Raw genomic sequence first — 16,575 nt, forward strand, 5'->3', positions numbered from 1 at the left:
GCGCAGAAGCAGCGAGCGGCACCGGCGGGACGAGAACACCAGGAGGCGGCACACGTGTACGGCGACCCGGCAACCATCCGCAAGATCCTCACCGAGCTCGGTGACACCTGGGCCGTGGTGGGCCTCTCCAACAACCAGGACCGCGCGGCCTACGGGGTGGCCCGCGTGCTGCAGCGGTACGGCAAGCGCGTGATCCCCGTACACCCCAAGGCCGAGACCGTGCACGGCGAGCGCGGGTACGCCTCGTTGGCGGAGATCCCGGTCAAGGTGGACGTGGTGGACGTCTTCGTGAACAGCGAGCTGGCCGGACCGGTGGCCGACCAGGCTGTCGCCGTCGGTGCCGAGGCCGTCTGGTTCCAGCTCGGCGTGATCGACGAGGCCGCGTTCGCCCGGACCCGCGAGGCAGGGCTGACCATGGTCATGGACCGCTGCCCCGCGATCGAGATCCCCGCCCTCTAGGCCGGACACCCCCTAGAGGGCGCCTCCGTGCGTGTGCGCGGGCAGCGGCGCCGAGACCGGGGGGACCGACACCGCGAGGGTCATCTCCATCGGTACGGAGCCGTCGTTGCGGTAGGAGTGCGCGAGGTTGGCCTCGAAGGTGGCCGCGGCCCCGGCCGGTACACGGAACTCCTCCTCGCCGACCACCAGCGTCAGCTCACCGGCCGTGACGTGCAGCATCTCGATGGTGCCGGACGGGTGCGGGACGGAGTCCGTCCCCTCGCCCGGCACCAGGTGCCAGGTCCACAGCTCCATCGGCCCGCGCTCGTCGGTGCCGATCAGCATCGTCGTGGAGCTGCCCGCCTCGCTGGACCAGATCCGCACGACCTGGTCCGGCGGGACGATCCGGACCTGTGAGCCCCGGTCGTGGTCCAGGAGCGCGGAGATGCTCACGCCCAGCGCGTCGGCCAGCCTGACCGTGGTGCCCACGCTGGGGTTCGTACGCGCCTGCTCGATCTGGATGATCATCCCGCGGCTCACTCCCGCGCGGGCGGCCAGGGAGTCCAGGGTGAAACCGCGCTCCCCACGCCACCGCTTGAGGTTCCGGGCGAGCGCCTGGGTGAGCTGTTCGAGATCCGACACCATTCCGTCCAATATTTTGGATGACACGGTCCAATGGAGTGCACTACCGTGTTCTGTGTTCGATGCTGCACTCCAGCGTTCACTGCACTGTACTGCGAGGCCCGCCCATGACCGCCCTCTTCGCCCTGGCCACAGCCGTGCTGTGGGGGCTCGCCGACTTCGGCGGCGGGCTGCTGACCCGCCGGATCCCCGCGCTCACCGTGGTCGTCGTCTCGCAGATCGTCGCGGTCGTCGTGCTCGGCGCGGTGGTCCTCGGCACCGGCGCGTGGCGGGAGGCCGGGCCGCAGCTGTGGTTCGCGGTCGGCGCGGGCCTGGTCGGCCCGGTCGCCATGCTCAGCTTCTACAAGGCGCTGGCCCTCGGCCCGATGGGCGTGGTGTCGCCGCTGGGCTCCCTCGGCGTGGTCGTACCCGTCGCCGCGGGGCTGATATTGGGCGAGCGGCCCGGCCTCGGCCAGTTCGCGGGCATCGCGGTGGCCGTCGTCGGCATCGTCCTCGCGGGCGGCCCGGAGCTGCGCGGCGCACCCGTGCAGCGGCAGGCCGTCATCCTCACCCTGGTCGCGGCCTTCGGCTTCGGCGCGGTGATGGCCCTGATCGCGGAGGCGTCCACCACCGTCACCGGGCTGTTCCTCGCGCTGTTCGTGCAGCGCGTGACCAATGTCGCCGTCGGCGGCGCCGCCCTGTGGACGCAGACCCGGCGCGGCATACCCGCCCTCCCGGCGGGCACGGACCTGCGGGTCCTGTGGGGCGTGCTGCCCGCCCTGGCCTTCGTCGGCCTCGCGGACGTCGCGGCGAACGGCACGTACTCCATAGCCGCCCAGAACGGCCCGGTCACCCTGGCCGCCGTCCTGTCCTCGCTCTACCCGGTGATCACCGCGCTCGCCGCGTTCGCCGTACTCAAGGAACGGCTGCGCGCGGTGCAGGCCGCGGGCGCCGGCCTGGCCCTCGCCGGAACGGTCCTCCTGGCCACGGGCTGAGACCCGCGTGGGCGACCCGCCGGCCTGCGGACCGCGACCCGGAGCTCTACGCGTGCTCGGCCTCGGCAAGCTCGGCCAGCCCGCGCAGTTGCTCCGAGGTCATCCCGTCCGGGATCGGCACCGGCGCGGGCGTGCGCAGCGGCGGCTGCCAGCCCGTCTCCGGCTGCCAGCGCCGCACGATGCGCGCGGGCGCCCCCGCCACCACGGCGTGGTCCGGGACCTCGCCCCGTACGACGGCCCCTGCGGCCACCACGACGTTGCGCCCGAGCCGCGCGCCCGGCAGGATCACCGCGCCCGTGCCGAGCCAGCACCCCGGGCCGATCTCCACGGGCGCGCTGCGCGGCCACTGCCGGCCGACGGGCTCGTGCGGGTCGTCGTAACTGTGGTTGGTGGACGTGATGTAGACCCCGGGACCGCAGAACGTGTTCGCCTCGATGGTGATCCGGGCGTCGGCGATGACATGGCTGCCGCGTCCGATGACCACCCCGTCGCCGAGCACCAGCATGGGCTCGGCGCCCAGGTCGAGGTCGGGCATCATCCCGGCGGTGAGGGTGACCTGCTCGCCGATGATGCAGTGCGCACCGAGCCGGATCCACCGCTCGCCGAAGACCGTGCCCTGCGGGAAGGCGAGCCGGGTGCCGTCCCCGATCGCGCCGAACCGCAGCCGCCCCGGGGTCTGCGCGGTGACAGCCCCGGCCTGCTGCATCCAGCGCCAGCCGGTGTGGACCACGCGGCTCGCCAGCCGGCGGCGCACGGCCGTCAGAGATGAGAACGTGTTCTGTTTCTTCGGCACCCGGCCACGGTAGTGCGCGCCGCGCCGGACGTCCGGAACCCGGCCCTGTGATCTTCACCCCATCCGGAGCGGCGCGGAAGGCGTGCCCTACGGTGCCGGTAGCGCGGCATCCCGAAAAGAGGAAGCGATCATGACGTCTCAGCAGGCACTCATCGCGGGCGTGGGCGGGAAGCAGCCGTCCGTCGACCCGACCGCCTTCACGGCACCCACCTCCGTCGTGGTCGGCGACGTCACCCTGGCCCCCGGCGCGAGCGTCTGGTACTCGGCCGTGCTGCGGGCCGACTGCGGCCCGATCACGCTCGGCGCCGACAGCAACGTGCAGGACAACTGCACGCTCCACACCGACCCCGGCTTCCCCGTCTCGATCGGCGAGCGGGTCTCGATCGGCCACAACGCCGTCGTGCACGGCTGCACCGTCGAGGACGACTGCCTGATCGGCATGGGCGCCACCGTCCTGAACGGCGCGGTCATCGGCGCCGGTTCGCTGGTCGCCGCGCAGGCGCTGGTCCCCCAGGGCATGGTCGTGCCGCCCGGCTCACTGGTGGCGGGCGTCCCGGCCAAGGTGCGGCGCGAGCTGACCGACGAGGAGCGCGAGGGCATCAAGGTCAACGCCCTGATGTACGTGGAACTGGCCAAGCAGCACCACGCCTCGGTGACCCGGGAGGTCTAGGGCAGGTCCACCAGCTGAGGCTAGGGCTCCCGCTCTCCGAGGACGCGGTCGCGAGGACCAGCGGCACATAGCGCACCCGCCCGGCCGGGCCGCCCGGTGGAGCCGGCATCGAGCAGGGCCCGGGCGACCTCCGTGTGCCCCTTCATCGCGGCCAGGGCCAGCGGTGTCGCCTCGCTGTAGGGCCCGGCATCGAGCCGGGGGTCGGCGCCCGCCGCCAGGAGCAGCCGGCCGACCTCCGTGTGCCCGGCGCACACGGCCAGGTCCAGTGCCCTGCGGCCGCCGGGACCCAGGCGTCGGCCTCGGCCCCCTCGGCCAGCAGGCGCCGTACCCGGTCCGCGTCGCCGCTCTGGGCCGCCCGGCCGAGCCCGTTCGCCAGCGGCATGTACCGGTCCGACCGTCCCGCGTCCGACCAGTCCCCGTCCGGTCCGTCCCCGTCCGACCAGTCCCCGTCCGGTCCGTCCGGTCCGTCCGCAGCCGTCATTCGCCGACTGTGGCCCGGGCCGGCGACTGCGGGGGGATCTCCGCGGAGGCAGCCCCCGCCTCCCCCGCCGACCCGGCTGCCGCTGCCGCTGCCGCCGCTACCGCCTTCTTCATCCGGCTGCGCACCACCAGCGTCACCGCGAGCCCGAACAGCACGGCGAGCCCCAGCGCCAGCCAGGAGAACCGCTTCAGCCACGGCTCGGCGACGATCCCGACCGAGTAGATGACGGCCGTGGTGCCGCCCGCCCAGAGGATGCCGCCGAGGATGTTGGCGATCAGGAACTTCCAGTACGGCATGCGCAGTACGCCCGCCAGCGGGCCGGCGAAGATCCGCAGCAGCGCCACGAACCGCCCGAAGAAGACGGCCCACATGCCCCAGCGCTCGAAGGAGCGTTCCGCCACCGCGACCTGGTCCGGACCGAAGTGCTTGGGGAAGCGCCGGCCGAGGCGCTCCAGCAGCGGTTTGCCGCCGCGCCGCCCGATCGCGTAGCCGATCGAGTCACCGACGATGGCGCCCGTGATGGCGCAGAGCCCCAGGATCACGGGGTCGATCTCTCCGTGCTGCGAGGCCAGCAGCGCCGAGCTGACCAGGATGATCTCTCCCGGCAGCGGGATGCCGAGGCTCTCCAGCCCGATGACCAGACCCACCAGGAGATAGATGCTGACCGCCGGAATCGTCTCCAGCCATTCCTGGATGTGCACCGGTACGTCCTCCCGTGTCGTCGCCGGCGCGCCCCCTGTGACACGCCGAACGGGCAGCCTATCGGCTCGCCACGACGGCCTTGGACCTCAGTGGCAGCTCGCGCGACGAACGGCCCACGAACACCTCCCGGCGGCCGGAACCCAGCACCCAGGTGTGCTGCTCCGGGTCCCAGGACGACAGCGCCCGCGCGTCGATGTCGACGGTGACCCGCTGCGCCTCGCCCGGCGCCAGGACGAGTCGCCGGTAGCCGGCCAGCGCGCGCACCGGCTGGTCGAGCTCCAGGTCCGCGGACGGGCCGACGTACACCTGGGCCACCTCGGTGCCCTTGCGGCGGCCGCTGTTGCGGACGGTGAACTCCACGCGCAGCCCGGTGCCCTCCGGCCGTACGGTGAGCTTCTCGTACTGCCAGGTGGTGTACGAGAGCCCGTGCCCGAAGGGGAACAGCGGGGTCACCCGCTGGGCGTCGTACCAGCGGTGGCCGACGTGGACTCCCTCGGAGTACTCCTGCCGGCCGCCCACCCCCGGGTAGCGCAGCGGGTCGCCGCCGACCGGGGTCGCCTGTTCGTCGGCCGGGAAGGTCTGGGTGAGCCGGCCCCCGGGGTCCACGTCCCCGAAGAGGAGGTCGGCGGTGGCTCCGGCGCCCTCCTGGCCCGGGTAGTACATCTGCAGGACCGCCCCGGTACGCGGGAGCCACGGCATGGTCGTGCTGGAGGAGGTGTTGAGGACGACGGTCGTCCGGGGGTTCGCGGCGGTCACCGCCTCGATCAGCCGCTCCTGCCCGCCCGGCAGCGCCAGGGAGGTGCGGTCCCGGCCCTCGGTGGCGTCCTCGTAGGCGAACAGGACCACGCTGCGGGCCGACTTCGCGGTCTTCACCGCCTCGGCAAGGTCCACGGCGCGGATCGCCCCGGTGGTGTGCCGGAGCCGGAAGCGCTGGCCCTTCTCCCCGCCCTCGGCGGTCACCGCGAGCCGGTGGGTGCCCGCCTTGAGGGCGAGCGAGCGGCGGCGGACGCTCATCCCGTCGGGTGCGGAGCCGAGCAGCCCGCCCGCGAAGTACTCGGCCACGCCCTGCCGGACGGGGAACAGCTCCTCCCCGTCGAGGCGCACGACGGGCCGCTTCCCGGTGTAGTGGACGAGCAGGGTCCACTCGTCGTCGGCCGCGAGGCGGAACTCCCCCTCGTGGCTCCAGACCCGCCCGGGGTCCACGGCCCGGTCGTCCAGGTCGGCGGCCGGGGTCAGCAGCTTCGCCGGGAGCGCCCGCCCGTACAGGTCCTCGCCGAGGGCGTGGCGCACGGTCCCGCCGTTCCCGGCCCGCTGGCGGATGGCGGTGAGCGGCGAGGCCGCCCCGTCGGGGACCACGTGCGCGCTGCCACCGCCGCCGACGAAGGGCACCTGGCCGGTCGGCCCGATCACCGCGATCGAGCGGGCTGCCGCGCCGGTCAGGGGCAGGGTTCCGTGTTCGTTGCGCAGCAGTACGGCCCCGGCGGTGGCCACCTTGCGGGCGATCCGCGCCCCGCCGGCGGCATCGCGCGGGGGCCGGGCGGCGGGCCGGGCCGCGAGCAGCCCGAAGCGGTCCATGGTGCTCAGGATCCGGTGGACGGCGAGGTCGACGGCGGCTTCCGGTACGGAGCCGCCGCGCACCGCTTCGCGCAGCGGTCCGCCGAAGTGGGTGCCGCCGGGCATCTCCATGTCGAGGCCCGCGCCGATGGCGGCGACGGTGCTGTGGGTGGCGTCCCAGTCGGACATCACCCAGCCGTCGAACCCCCAGCTGCCGCGCAGCAGTTCGTCGAGCAGCGGTTTGCTCTCGCAGGCGTGGACGCCATTGACCTTGTTGTACGCGCCCATGACGGCGCCCGCGCCGGCCGCGACGGCGGCCTCGAAGCCCCGTAGCTCGGTCTCGTGGAGGGTCTGCTCGGCGGCGATCACGTCGACGGTGTCGCGGCCGTGCTCCTGGTTGTTGAGGGCGAAGTGCTTGACGGTGGCGATGAGGCCCTCGTCCTGGATGCCGCGGACCATCGCGCCCACCAGGTCGGCGGTGAGGCGCGGGTCCTCGGCGAAGGTCTCGAAGTTCCGGCCCGCGTACGGGGTGCGGATCAGGTTGACCATGGGTGACAGCAGGACGTCCTGGCCGAGCGCGCGGCCCTCGCGGCCGATGACCCGGCCGTACTCGCGGGCCAGCGCCGGGTCGAAGGCGGAGGCGAGCAGCACCGGCGCGGGCAGTGCGGTGGCGGGCTTGGCGACCCGCACCCCGGCGGGCCCGTCGGCGAGGCGCAGCGCCGGGATGCCCAGGCGCGGTACGCCGGGGACGTAGCCGGCCTGGCCGAGGGGGGCGGGGTCGCGGGCTCCGTGCAGCAGGGCGGTCTTCTCGTCGAGGGTGAGCCGCTCCAGCAGGGCGTCGATGCGGGCGGGGCCCTTGGCCTGGGCGGCGGCCGGTGGGGCGGGCGGCGCCTTACGGCCCCCCGCACCCGGCGGTACCCCGGGCGCGCAGGCGCCCGTCCCGAGGGCCGTGCCCACCGTGCCCGCCGCCGCGAGCAGCCGCATCGCGGAACGTCTGGACACGGCCTCGCTCATGGGCGCTCCCTGCGGCGTGGGTCGGCGGGAGCGGCCCGCGCCGGACCGCTCCCGCGCCCACTGTGGCCCGCGCGCCCGCCGGGTCCACCGAGACGCGCCACCGCGGCGCCGAGGTTCAGCCCTCCGGCAGCGGCGGCGCGCTGTCGGCGCCGCGCCGACTCTCGTCCTGTCGCTGTACGCGCGCCTCGGTGCGGTGGCCGCGCGCGATGTAGTCCCGGACGACGGCCTCCACCGCGTCCTGCGGCGAGCCGACCCCGGCGAGCACCATCACCTCCACCACGAGCTCGGCGTCGAGGCTGATGTTGACCTTGGCCACGGGCGTTCCCTCCGTCGTCGTGCGATGGACTCATGGACTCCAGGGGGACTCATGGACTCCAGGGGGTGGCCGCCCGTGGCCGCAGGGGTTGCCGTAGGCCAGTCGTCACGCGTTGGGGCGCAGGGTCCAGACGACGGTCATCTCGCCCGTGACGGCCTCGTCCTCGCGCTGGATGGCGATGGTGACGGGGAACTCGGGGCGGCCGCCCGCGTCGAGCTCGGCGACGACCTCCGCGGCCGGGCGGCCGAGGGTGGCGGTGGCGGTCACGACGCCCTTGGCGAGCTTCTTGTAGCCGATCTCGGCCCTCACGGCGAGCGGTACGGCGCGCGAGAGCTGGTCGCCGAAGGCGGCCAGGACGATCGCGCCGCTCGCGGACTCGGCGAGGGTGAACATGGCGCCGGCGTGCGGGCCGCCGACGTGGTTGTGGTAGTCGGGCTGGTCCGGGAGCCGGACGACCGCACGCTCGGGGGTGGTCTCCAGGAACTGGAGGTTCAGGGTCCGGGCCATCGGCACGGTCGCGGCGAGCAGTTCGCCCACGTTCATCTGGTCTGCGCTCATGAAACTCGATGTTACCCACGAGTAGTACCGGTTGACCAGAGTTCCCACGGGGGCGGCCGTGGCTCCCCGCGGCCACGGCCACTATCGTTACCGGCCATGTGGCCAGGACAGCAGCAGCCGCCCGGGGGCGAGCAGAACCCCCAGGACGCGCAACAGAACCCGTACCAGCAGCAGCCGGGGCAGCCGAACCCGTACCAGCAGCAGCAGCCGGGCTACGGCTACCCGCAGCAGCCCGGGTACCAGCAGCCCCAGGGCGTTCCCGGCCAGCAGTGGGGCCCGCCCCAGCAGCCCCAGCAGCCCCAGGGCACCGGAGGGAGCCCGTACTCGACCAAGACCGTGGCCATCGTCGCGGCGGCCGCGGTCGTCGTCGCGGCCGCCGCGACCGGCGCGTTCGTCCTGACCCGGGACGACAAGAACACCGAAGCCGACGACAAGCCGGTGGCCAGCTCCTCGGCGCCCGCCCCCGAGACGCCCGCCCCGGCCGGCAGCAGCGCGAACCCGCGCGCCGGCGGCAGCGCCCAGCCCGTCATCCCGGGCTGGAAGGTCGTCGTCAACACGAAGTACGGCGTCAGTTACGACGTGCCCCCCGAGTGGAACGTCAACGACTCCGGTGTGTCCCTCTTCTACGAGGACGAGGTCAAGAAGGACGGCAAGCCGGTCATCACGATGTCCGGTACCGCCACCTTCAAGGAAGAGTGGTGCACGGTCGACAAGGACGCGGACGGCCGGGTCGAGAAGTTCTCGATCGCGGACGCCGGCGTCAAGGGTGCCCAGGGCGCCAAGGACACCGGGCAGGCGGCCTCCGACAACACCGGCACCTGGGTCTGGGCGGGCTTCGCGCAGAAGGAGCCCAAGGGAACGGTCAAGGTGACCGATCCCAAGGAGTACACGACCGCCTCCGGGCTCAAGGGCCACATGGTGGTGGCGACCGCTCCGAACGTGAAGAAGGAGCACAAGTGCTCCACCGACGGCAAGGCGGTCGGCTTCGCCTTCAAGAACGCCACCGGGGACTTCGCCAGCTTCGCGCTCATCAGCGCGGCCGGTGTGAAGGAAGAGGTCGCGACCGAGGTCTCCGACAAGATCCTCAGCTCCATCCGGCTCACCACCCCGTGATCCCGCGCCCCGGGCCGACTATCCGTTTGGATTCTCGACCCGGGGCGGGGATAGTCCCGGGGTGAGCTCTTCCCGCACCGCAGCACCCCGTACGCCCGCGAACCGCCGCCGCCCCGCCTGGGCCGGCCGCAACTACAGCCTGCTCACGGGTGCGGCAATCGTCACGAACCTCGGGAGCCACGGAGCGCTCATCGCCGCCGCCTTCGCGGTCATCGAGGCCGGCGGATCCGGCGGCGACGTAGGCCTGGTCGCGGCCGCCCGTACGCTGCCGCTCGTCCTCTTCCTGCTCATCGGCGGCGCCGTCGCCGACCGGGTGCCCCGCCACCGCGTGATGGTCGCGGCCAACGCCCTGAACTGCCTCTCGCAGGCCGCCTTCGCCGCCCTCGTCCTCGCGGGCGAACCCCGGCTGTGGCAGATGATGCTGCTGACCGCCCTGTGCGGCACCGGTACGGCGTTCTTCAACCCCGCCGCCGAGGGCATGCTGCTCTCCACGGTCTCCGGCGAACACTCCAACCGCGCCTTCGCGCTCTTCCGCATGGCGGTGAACGGCGCCGGCATCGGCGGTGCGGCCCTCGGCGGCGCGATGATCGCCGCGATGGGCCCGGGCTGGGTGCTGGCCGCCGACGCCGCGGCCTTCGCGGCCGCCGGCGCCCTGCGCGCCTTCCTCGACGTCAGCCACGTCCCCGACCGGGCCCCCGGCGGCGGCCTGCTGTCGGATCTGCGCGAGGGCTGGGTGGAGGTCCGGACCCGCCCCTGGCTGTGGAGCATCGTGCTCCAGTTCTCCGTCGTGGTCGCCGTCGTCGGCGCCGCCGACGCGGTCTACGGGCCGCTGGTCGCCCGGGACCACCTGGGCGGGGCCGCGCCCTGGGGCGTGGCCCTGGCCTTCTTCGGCGTCGGCACGATCGCCGGGGCCGTCCTGATGGTGGCGTGGAAACCGCGCCGCCTGCTGCTGGTCGGCACCCTGTGCGTGTTCCCGCTGGCGCTGCCCTCGGCGGGCCTGGCCGTGCCACTGCCCGTGTGGGGGCTGTGCGTGGTGATGTTCGTCGCCGGCGCCGCGATAGAGGTCTTCGGCGTGAACTGGATGACCGCGATGCACCAGGAGATCCCGGAGGAGAAGTTCTCCCGGGTCACCGCCTACGACTGGTTCGGCTCGGTGTCGATGCTCCCGCTGGCCACCGCCCTGGCCGGGCCGGCCGAATCGGTCTTCGGGCGCACCGAGGCGCTGTGGGGCTGCGCGGCCCTGGTCGTCCTGCCCACCGCGCTCGTCCTGCTGGTCCCGGACGTACGCCGCATGACCCGCAGGGCGCACGGCAAGACCCTTGCCCCGGCCACCACGGTCACTCCCGACCCCGTCGCGGCCGAACCGGCCCCCGCCGGCCCCGCCAGCCCCACCAGCCCTGCCGGTCTCTGACGCCCCGCCACCACCGGCGGCTCATCCCAGGCTGAAGGCACCCTCCGGCGGCGCCGGTGAAGGGGCCGCGTCCGCGTCGGCCACGGGCGCCGCCCCCTTCCTGAACCGGGCCAGCCCGTCCCCGTACTCCACCCGGGCGGGAAACGCGTCGGCCGCGCACCGCCGGGCCAGCGCCCCCACCTCCAGCGGGCCGTCGGAGGCCAGCAGCACGGCGTTCCCGAACCGCCTCCCCCGCAGCACGGCCGGCTCGGCGAGCAGCGCCAGCTCCCCGAACACCTCCGCGAAGTTCGCCACCTGCGCCCGCAGGAAGTCGAAGGGCGCCCCGTCCGCCAGGTTCGCCGCGTACAGCCCGCCGGGCCGCAGCACCCGCGCCGCCGCCCGCGCGTACTCCACCGACGTCAGCTGCGCGGGCACCCGCGAGCCGCCGAACACGTCGGCCACGAGTACGTCCGCGCTTGCGGCGGGGGCCGTCTCCAGCCAGGCCCGGGCGTCGGCGGTGTGCACCGCCACCCCGGAGCCCGCCGCGAGCGGCAGGTGCTCGGCCACCAGCTCGACCAGGCCCGCGTCGAACTCGACGACCGCCTGCCGGGACCCTGGCCGGGTCGCCGCGGCATAGCGGGGCAGGGTGAGAGCGCCGCCGCCGAGGTGCAGGAGGTCCAGCGCGCGTCCCGGCTCGGCGACGCAGTCCAGGACGTGTGCGAGGCGGCGTACGTATTCGAATTCCAGGTGCTGCGGATCGTCCAGGTCCACGTACGACTGCGGGGCCCCGTCGACGGTCAGCAGCCAGGCCCGGTCCCGGTCCACGTCCGGCATCAGCTTGGCGGTGCCCTGGCCCACGTCCCGGACGACCGGGATCTGTTCGTCGCTCACCGCTCCATTGTCCGGCAGGAGCCGGGCGGGCTTCAGGCGGGCTGCTGGCGGCCATCGGGCGGGCATCTGCGGGCTTCAGGCCGGCATCGGTTGGCTTCAGACCGGCTTCGGACGGCCTTGGCCCCCGCTTCCCTCAGCCGGCCCGGCCCGACCAGAGCGCCGCCGTCTCCCGCGCGTGCTCCGCCGCCTGCGCGAGGCCCGCCCGCGCCGCCGGGTCCCGCCGCGCCGGGTCCAGCACGTTGCGCCCGAAGGCCTTGCGGGCGGCCGGCGACGGGGCGATCAGCTGCACTTGCGCTCCCGCCTCCCGCAGCCGGGCGGCCTGCGCCGACGGCGAGGGAACCAGCCCGGAGCCGAGCGACACCGGCGCGAGGATCACCACGCGCTCGTACCCGGCGGCCAGGTCGGCATTGGTGGCGGAGCGGATTCCGCCGTCGATGAAGCGGCGGCCGCCGACCGTCACCGGCGGCCACACCCCCGGCACCGCGCAGCTCGCCGAGACCGCGTCGAGGAGGGCGCTGCCGCTCCCCCGGTCGAACGCCTTGAGCTCACCGCTGAGCGCGTCCACCGCGGTGACGACGAGCCGCCGCTCGGGCCACTCGTGCGAGACCAGCCGGGCGGCCAGGATCTCCCGCCGGTCCGCCTCCGCGGCGGTGTCGGCGGCCAGCGCCATGGCGCCCACCCGCTGCCGGTAGGCGGTGGCGGTGCGCGAGCGCGCCATCGCGACGGCGTACCGGGCGATCAGGCCGGCCCCCAGTTTCGCCTTGGCCTCCCCGGCGGGGTCGCCGAGCTGGCGCTCGTACAGCTCCTGCGCGGTGAGCAGTCCGGAGGTGAGCTGGGCCCCGACGACCGAACCGGCCGAGGTGCCGACGACCAGGTCCGCGGTGCTGAGGTCCACGCCCGCGCGGGCGAGCCCGTACAGGATTCCGCACTCCCAGCCGACGCCGGTCAGTCCCCCGCCGCCCAGCACCAGTGCCGTCCCGCCGCCCATGTCCGCCCGCCCTCCGCCGATGCCCGCGCATGCCCGCTCACGCCTGCTCACGCCTGCTCGTGCCCGCGCATGCCTGTGGTGACGGCAGTCTGGCGCAGCCAGGCCACCGTCACCACAGAGGGGTCCGCTCCGGATCCGGCTTCAGCCCAGTACGGCCGTCACCGTGCCCGCCCCGACGGTCCGCCCGCCCTCGCGGATCGCGAAGCCGAGCCCCGACTCCAGCGGGACGTCCCGGCCGAGCTCGACGGTCATCGTGACCGTCTCCCCGGGCCGGGCCACGGCGGCCTCGCCCAGGTCCACGTCCCCCACCACGTCGGCGGTGCGGATGTAGAACTGCGGCCGGTAGCCGCTGCCGACCGGGGTCGTACGGCCGCCCTCGCGCCCGGAGAGCACGTACACCTGCGCGGTGAAGCGGCGCTGCGGCGTCACGCTGCCGGGCGCGGCCACCACGTGCCCGCGGCGCACGCCGTCGCGCGGCACCCCGCGCAGCAGCAGCGCGACGTTGTCCCCGGCCTCGGCGGACTCCATCGGCTTCCCGAAGGTCTCCAGCCCGGTGACGACTGTCTCGGTGGGCTCGCCGTCGCCGCCGAGGACCGCCACGCGGTCCCCGAGGCGGACGGTGCCCCGCTCGACGGCGCCGGTCACGACGGTGCCGCGCCCGGTGATGGTCAGCACGTTCTCCACCGGCAGCAGGAACGGCGCGTCCGTGTAGCGCACCGGCGTCGGCACGTACGTGTCCACCGCGTCCAGCAGCGCCCGGATCGCCTCCGTCCACCGCGGGTCGCCCTCCAGCGCGCCGAGCCCGGAGACCCGTACGACCGGCGCGCTGTCGCCGCCGTAGCCGTGCGCCGTGAGCAGCTCGCGGACCTCGAGCTCGACCAGGTCCGTCAGCTCGGGGTCCCCGGCGTCGGCCTTGTTGAGCGCCACGACGATGTGGTCGACGCCGACCTGCCGGGCGAGCAGCACGTGCTCGGCGGTCTGTGGCATGACCCCGTCGAGCGCGGACACGACGAGGATCGCCCCGTCGAGCTGGGCGGCGCCGGTGACCATGTTCTTGATGTAGTCGGCGTGCCCGGGCATGTCCACGTGGGCGTAGTGCCGGGTGCCGGTCTCGTACTCGACGTGCGTGAGGTTGATGGTGATGCCCCGGCGGGACTCCTCGGGGGCCCGGTCGATGCGGTCGAACGGCACGAAGGAGGCGCCGCCGCTCTCGGCGAGGACCTTGGTGATGGCGGCGGTGAGGGTGGTCTTGCCGTGGTCGACGTGACCCATGGTGCCGATGTTGAGGTGCGGCTTGGTGCGCACGAAGGCCGTCTTGGCCATGATTCATTCCCGTGTCTGGAAGCTGGAACGGGACCCCGGAGGCGAGCCGACCCTCCCCCTGCGGGGTCCGCCGGACGATCCGGGAAGGGTCAGCTTCGTGCGCCGTCGAATGCGGCGAAGGCAGGTGCTGCTGCAGCTGCGGTTGCGGCAGCCTTCGGCGCGTCCGCGACTGCGGACGGCGCTGCGAGGAAGGCGTACCGGTTCATGCAGCCGATCCTGCCGGACCGTCCGGGACGCGTCGAACGAATTACCGCGTGCTCAGCAGTTCTTGAGCGCCTCGCGCACGGACAGCGGGGACAGGGAGCCCCGTTCCGCCTCCACGAAGGCGCGCACTGCGTCCGGATCCGTCTTCGCGTACTCCCGCAGGGACCAGCCGATCGCCTTGCGCAGGAAGAAGTCCGGGTGGCCGGCCCGGCGGCGGCAGTACGCGAAGAGCCGCCCGGAGTCGGTGGCGGACCGGAAGCGGAGCTGGTGGAGGAGGGCGGTGCGGGCGAGCCAGAGGTTCTCGTCCTCGATCCACTCGTCCATCACGGCCGCGAGCTCCGGGTCGGCGGCCACCAGCGGTCCGACCGTGTGCGCGGCCAGCAGGTCGACGGTGTCCCACCAGGGGACCGTGACGATCAGGTGCCGGACCACCGGCAGGAGGCCGGAGGAGCAGCGGGAGACGTGGCGGCGCAGGTAGTCCACCGCGAAGTAGTGGTACTCGCGCTCGGGGAGCCGCCAGCAGCGCAGGGCGAGCGCCGCGCAGTCCGTCCCGGACGGCTTCGGAGTGTCCTTGGTCACGGTCTTCGACAGTTCCCGGCGCAGCGGGGTGGGGATGCCGAGGAAGGGCGCGACGTCCTTCATGTACGCGGCCATGGCCCGGGCCCGCACGGGATCGGCGGCCGCCGCGTACGTCCCCTGCAGCCGCTCCAGCAGGGTGTCCGCGAGGGCACTGCGGGGAACCTGCGGCGGTCGCCGGGCGTTCGACAGCATGAGGCCCAGATTACGGCGCGATGACGCATAGGTGGGCTAGTCTCCCGGGATGTCCCTCCTCCTCGCGCCGTGGACCCGGCTGTCGCTGCTCGTCGTGCTGCTCGTGTCGGCCGGCGTGAGCGTGCTGCTGTACGAGCCCCAGCGCATCCTCTCGGAGGGCTGGCCCCCGGGGCTCCCGGTGGGCACGGCGGTCCTGCTGTTCGCAGCCGCGTACGGGGTGTGCGCGGCGGCCTTCGTTCCCCGGCCCCTGCTCAACCTGGCCGCGGGGGCTGTCTTCGGCACCCAGTTCGGGCTCGTCGCGGCGGTCGGCGGCACGGTGCTCGGCGCCGGTATCGCCTTCGGTCTGGGCCGGGTCATGGGCCAGGGGGCTTTGCGGCCGTTCCTGCGCGGGCGCTGGGTCGAGGCGGCCGACGGCCAGCTCAGCCGGCACGGTTTCCGCTCGATGCTCGCCGTCCGGCTGTTCCCCGGAGTGCCGTTCGTGGTGGCCAACTACTGCGCCGCGGTGTCCCGCTGCGGCTGGGGCCCCTTCCTCCTCGCCACGGCGATCGGCGTCGTCCCGAACACGACGGCATATGTGATAGCCGGTGCCAACGCCTCCACCCCCGGGTCGCCCGCGTTCCTCGTCTCGTTCGGCTTCATCGTCGTCTCCGTGGTGGGCGCCGGAGCCGTCGCGTGGCGCAAGCGGCACCGCCTGGCACCCCCTCGAACCGAGGGATCGGTGCCCGAACTGACGCCCCAGCACCCCCCTGTGGTCAGCGGCGCTTCGCACGGGCCCTAGCATCGGACGCGAACTGCCCGACGATCACAAGGACGAGCGCACCCCGACATGAGCTGGTTCGAATCCCTAATCCTCGGTCTCGTCCAGGGGCTTACGGAGTTCCTCCCGATCTCCTCCAGCGCCCACCTGCGGCTGACCGCGGCGTTCGCCGGCTGGCACGACCCAGGAGCGGCCTTCACCGCGATCACCCAGATCGGCACCGAGGCCGCCGTGCTGATCTACTTCCGCAAGGACATCGCACGGATCGTCTCCACCTGGTGCCGTTCGCTGTTCGACCGGCGGCTGCGCTCCGAGCAGGACGCCAAGATGGGCTGGCTGGTGATCGTCGGCTCGATTCCGATCGGCGTCCTCGGTCTCGTCTTCAAGGACGCGATCGTGGGTCCGGCCCGCGACCTGCGGCTGACGGCCACCACCCTGATCCTGATGGGCATCGTGCTCGGCGTTGCCGACCGGCTGGCCGCCCGTGACGAGGAAGGCGGCCGGCACCGCGCGATCCGCGAGCGCAAGACGCTCCAGCAGCTCGGCGTCAAGGACGGTCTGATCTTTGGAATCTGCCAGGCGATGGCCCTGATCCCGGGTGTCTCCCGGTCCGGCGCGACGATCTCCGGCGGTCTGCTGCTCGGCTTCACCCGCGAGGCCGCGGCCCGCTACTCCTTCCTGCTCGCGATCCCGGCCGTGCTGGCCTCGGGAGCGTTCGAGATCAAGGACGTGGTGGAGAACCCGGGCCACATCTCCTGGGGTCCGACGATCTTCGCGACGGTCATCGCCTTCTTCGTCGGCTACGCCGTGATCGCCTGGTTCATGAAGTTCATCACGACCAAGAGCTTCATGCCCTTCGTGATCTACCGGATCCTGCTGGGCATCCTGCTGTTCGTGCTGATCGGCACGGACGTGCTGAGCCCGCACGCCGGCGAGTCCGGCTCGTAGCGGAGCCCCGCTCCATCACTTCGCGTGAACCGAGGGCCGCCCGGGAAC

The 16,575-nt window shown here is 73.5% G+C and carries 19 protein-coding genes; 7 read left to right on the plus strand and 12 right to left on the minus strand.

Annotated elements, in window-relative coordinates:
• Positions 1-54: 54 nt before the first annotated feature.
• On the plus strand, positions 55-459 hold the full coding sequence (locus ACGFZK_RS31615; protein WP_393852273.1) for a CoA-binding protein: 405 nt from the start codon (positions 55-57) through the stop codon (positions 457-459).
• A 12-nt stretch (positions 460-471) separates the two neighbouring features.
• Here ACGFZK_RS31615 and ACGFZK_RS31620 read toward each other — a convergent pair whose 3' ends face one another.
• Complete coding sequence (locus ACGFZK_RS31620; protein ID WP_393852323.1) at positions 472-1,080, minus strand: helix-turn-helix domain-containing protein; 609 nt, start codon at positions 1,078-1,080, stop codon at positions 472-474.
• A gap of 107 nt (positions 1,081-1,187) precedes the next feature.
• Here ACGFZK_RS31620 and ACGFZK_RS31625 point away from each other — a divergent pair, with 107 nt between their 5' ends.
• Positions 1,188-2,054 carry an EamA family transporter gene (locus ACGFZK_RS31625; protein ID WP_393852274.1) on the plus strand — a complete coding sequence of 289 codons (867 nt, stop codon included), beginning with the start codon at positions 1,188-1,190 and terminating at the stop codon, positions 2,052-2,054.
• 46 nt (positions 2,055-2,100) lie between these two features.
• On the opposite strand, the gene ACGFZK_RS31630 is transcribed toward ACGFZK_RS31625, so the two are convergent.
• A complete protein-coding gene (locus tag ACGFZK_RS31630; RefSeq protein ID WP_393852275.1) occupies positions 2,101-2,847 on the minus strand; it encodes an acyltransferase in 747 nt (248 codons plus the stop codon).
• A 130-nt stretch (positions 2,848-2,977) separates the two neighbouring features.
• On the opposite strand from ACGFZK_RS31630, the gene ACGFZK_RS31635 reads away from it, so the two are divergent.
• Positions 2,978-3,517 (plus strand): gamma carbonic anhydrase family protein, encoded by a 540-nt coding sequence (locus ACGFZK_RS31635; RefSeq protein WP_393852276.1) that lies wholly within the window; start codon positions 2,978-2,980, stop codon positions 3,515-3,517.
• Between the two features lie 20 nt (positions 3,518-3,537).
• Here the strand turns inward: ACGFZK_RS31635 and ACGFZK_RS31640 are convergent, their stop codons facing one another.
• The 6 genes from ACGFZK_RS31640 to ACGFZK_RS31665 form a co-directional block, all read right to left on the minus strand.
• Positions 3,538-3,771 carry an ankyrin repeat domain-containing protein gene (locus ACGFZK_RS31640; RefSeq protein ID WP_393852277.1) on the minus strand — a complete coding sequence of 78 codons (234 nt, stop codon included), beginning with the start codon at positions 3,769-3,771 and terminating at the stop codon, positions 3,538-3,540.
• Complete coding sequence (locus ACGFZK_RS31645; RefSeq protein ID WP_393852329.1) at positions 3,660-3,998, minus strand: hypothetical protein; 339 nt, start codon at positions 3,996-3,998, stop codon at positions 3,660-3,662. The genes ACGFZK_RS31640 and ACGFZK_RS31645 overlap by 112 nt, the downstream gene beginning before the upstream one ends.
• Positions 3,995-4,699: a DedA family protein gene (locus ACGFZK_RS31650; protein WP_393852278.1), complete on the minus strand. Its 705-nt coding sequence runs from the start codon at positions 4,697-4,699 to the stop codon at positions 3,995-3,997. The genes ACGFZK_RS31645 and ACGFZK_RS31650 overlap by 4 nt, the downstream gene beginning before the upstream one ends.
• A gap of 58 nt (positions 4,700-4,757) precedes the next feature.
• Entirely contained in the window at positions 4,758-7,268 is a 2,511-nt protein-coding gene (locus ACGFZK_RS31655) for a beta-glucosidase (protein ID WP_393852279.1), read from the minus strand.
• Positions 7,269-7,383: 115 nt separating this feature from the next.
• Positions 7,384-7,584 carry a type II toxin-antitoxin system VapB family antitoxin gene (locus ACGFZK_RS31660; protein ID WP_393852280.1) on the minus strand — a complete coding sequence of 67 codons (201 nt, stop codon included), beginning with the start codon at positions 7,582-7,584 and terminating at the stop codon, positions 7,384-7,386.
• A 105-nt stretch (positions 7,585-7,689) separates the two neighbouring features.
• Positions 7,690-8,142: a DUF4442 domain-containing protein gene (locus ACGFZK_RS31665; protein WP_327363359.1), complete on the minus strand. Its 453-nt coding sequence runs from the start codon at positions 8,140-8,142 to the stop codon at positions 7,690-7,692.
• Positions 8,143-8,238: 96 nt separating this feature from the next.
• Here ACGFZK_RS31665 and ACGFZK_RS31670 point away from each other — a divergent pair, with 96 nt between their 5' ends.
• A complete protein-coding gene (locus ACGFZK_RS31670) occupies positions 8,239-9,255 on the plus strand; it encodes a hypothetical protein (protein ID WP_393852281.1) in 1,017 nt (338 codons plus the stop codon).
• A 61-nt stretch (positions 9,256-9,316) separates the two neighbouring features.
• Positions 9,317-10,666, plus strand: a complete 1,350-nt coding sequence (locus ACGFZK_RS31675) for an MFS transporter (protein ID WP_393852282.1) — start codon at positions 9,317-9,319, stop codon at positions 10,664-10,666.
• Between the two features lie 21 nt (positions 10,667-10,687).
• On the opposite strand, the gene ACGFZK_RS31680 is transcribed toward ACGFZK_RS31675, so the two are convergent.
• The 4 genes from ACGFZK_RS31680 to ACGFZK_RS31695 form a co-directional block, all read right to left on the minus strand.
• A complete protein-coding gene (locus ACGFZK_RS31680) occupies positions 10,688-11,479 on the minus strand; it encodes a spermidine synthase (protein ID WP_393852324.1) in 792 nt (263 codons plus the stop codon).
• A 190-nt stretch (positions 11,480-11,669) separates the two neighbouring features.
• Entirely contained in the window at positions 11,670-12,524 is an 855-nt protein-coding gene (locus ACGFZK_RS31685) for a patatin-like phospholipase family protein (protein ID WP_393852325.1), read from the minus strand.
• A gap of 141 nt (positions 12,525-12,665) precedes the next feature.
• Positions 12,666-13,847 carry an elongation factor Tu gene (gene tuf / locus ACGFZK_RS31690; RefSeq protein ID WP_393852283.1) on the minus strand — a complete coding sequence of 394 codons (1,182 nt, stop codon included), beginning with the start codon at positions 13,845-13,847 and terminating at the stop codon, positions 12,666-12,668.
• Between the two features lie 258 nt (positions 13,848-14,105).
• On the minus strand, positions 14,106-14,822 hold the full coding sequence (locus tag ACGFZK_RS31695; protein WP_393852284.1) for a DNA alkylation repair protein: 717 nt from the start codon (positions 14,820-14,822) through the stop codon (positions 14,106-14,108).
• A gap of 49 nt (positions 14,823-14,871) precedes the next feature.
• Between ACGFZK_RS31695 and ACGFZK_RS31700 the strand changes: the two genes are divergently transcribed.
• Together ACGFZK_RS31700 and ACGFZK_RS31705 are read left to right on the plus strand one after the other, a co-directional pair.
• Positions 14,872-15,600, plus strand: coding sequence for a TVP38/TMEM64 family protein (locus tag ACGFZK_RS31700; RefSeq protein ID WP_393852285.1), 729 nt, complete (start codon positions 14,872-14,874; stop codon positions 15,598-15,600).
• 48 nt (positions 15,601-15,648) lie between these two features.
• Positions 15,649-16,527 (plus strand): undecaprenyl-diphosphate phosphatase, encoded by an 879-nt coding sequence (locus tag ACGFZK_RS31705; RefSeq protein WP_393852286.1) that lies wholly within the window; start codon positions 15,649-15,651, stop codon positions 16,525-16,527.
• The last annotated feature ends 48 nt before the right edge of the window (positions 16,528-16,575 follow it).

Origin of the sequence: Streptomyces sp. NPDC048257 (assembly GCF_043201855.1) — a bacterium.
GTDB lineage: Bacteria > Actinomycetota > Actinomycetes > Streptomycetales > Streptomycetaceae > Streptomyces.

Excerpts from the sequence above, each read along its gene's own strand:
- ACGFZK_RS31645 (WP_393852329.1), bottom strand. The coding sequence starts at position 3,998 with ATGACGGCTGCGGACGGACCGGACGGACCGGACGGGGACTGGTCGGAC.
- ACGFZK_RS31670 (WP_393852281.1), top strand. The coding sequence starts at position 8,239 with ATGTGGCCAGGACAGCAGCAGCCGCCCGGGGGCGAGCAGAACCCCCAG.
- ACGFZK_RS31635 (WP_393852276.1), top strand. The coding sequence starts at position 2,978 with ATGACGTCTCAGCAGGCACTCATCGCGGGCGTGGGCGGGAAGCAGCCG.
- ACGFZK_RS31680 (WP_393852324.1), bottom strand. The coding sequence starts at position 11,479 with ATGCCGGACGTGGACCGGGACCGGGCCTGGCTGCTGACCGTCGACGGG.
- ACGFZK_RS31655 (WP_393852279.1), bottom strand. The coding sequence starts at position 7,268 with ATGAGCGAGGCCGTGTCCAGACGTTCCGCGATGCGGCTGCTCGCGGCG.
- ACGFZK_RS31625 (WP_393852274.1), top strand. The coding sequence starts at position 1,188 with ATGACCGCCCTCTTCGCCCTGGCCACAGCCGTGCTGTGGGGGCTCGCC.
- ACGFZK_RS31705 (WP_393852286.1), top strand. The coding sequence starts at position 15,649 with ATGAGCTGGTTCGAATCCCTAATCCTCGGTCTCGTCCAGGGGCTTACG.
- ACGFZK_RS31695 (WP_393852284.1), bottom strand. The coding sequence starts at position 14,822 with ATGCTGTCGAACGCCCGGCGACCGCCGCAGGTTCCCCGCAGTGCCCTC.
- ACGFZK_RS31685 (WP_393852325.1), bottom strand. The coding sequence starts at position 12,524 with ATGGGCGGCGGGACGGCACTGGTGCTGGGCGGCGGGGGACTGACCGGC.
- tuf (WP_393852283.1), bottom strand. The coding sequence starts at position 13,847 with ATGGCCAAGACGGCCTTCGTGCGCACCAAGCCGCACCTCAACATCGGC.
- ACGFZK_RS31700 (WP_393852285.1), top strand. The coding sequence starts at position 14,872 with ATGTCCCTCCTCCTCGCGCCGTGGACCCGGCTGTCGCTGCTCGTCGTG.
- ACGFZK_RS31665 (WP_327363359.1), bottom strand. The coding sequence starts at position 8,142 with ATGAGCGCAGACCAGATGAACGTGGGCGAACTGCTCGCCGCGACCGTG.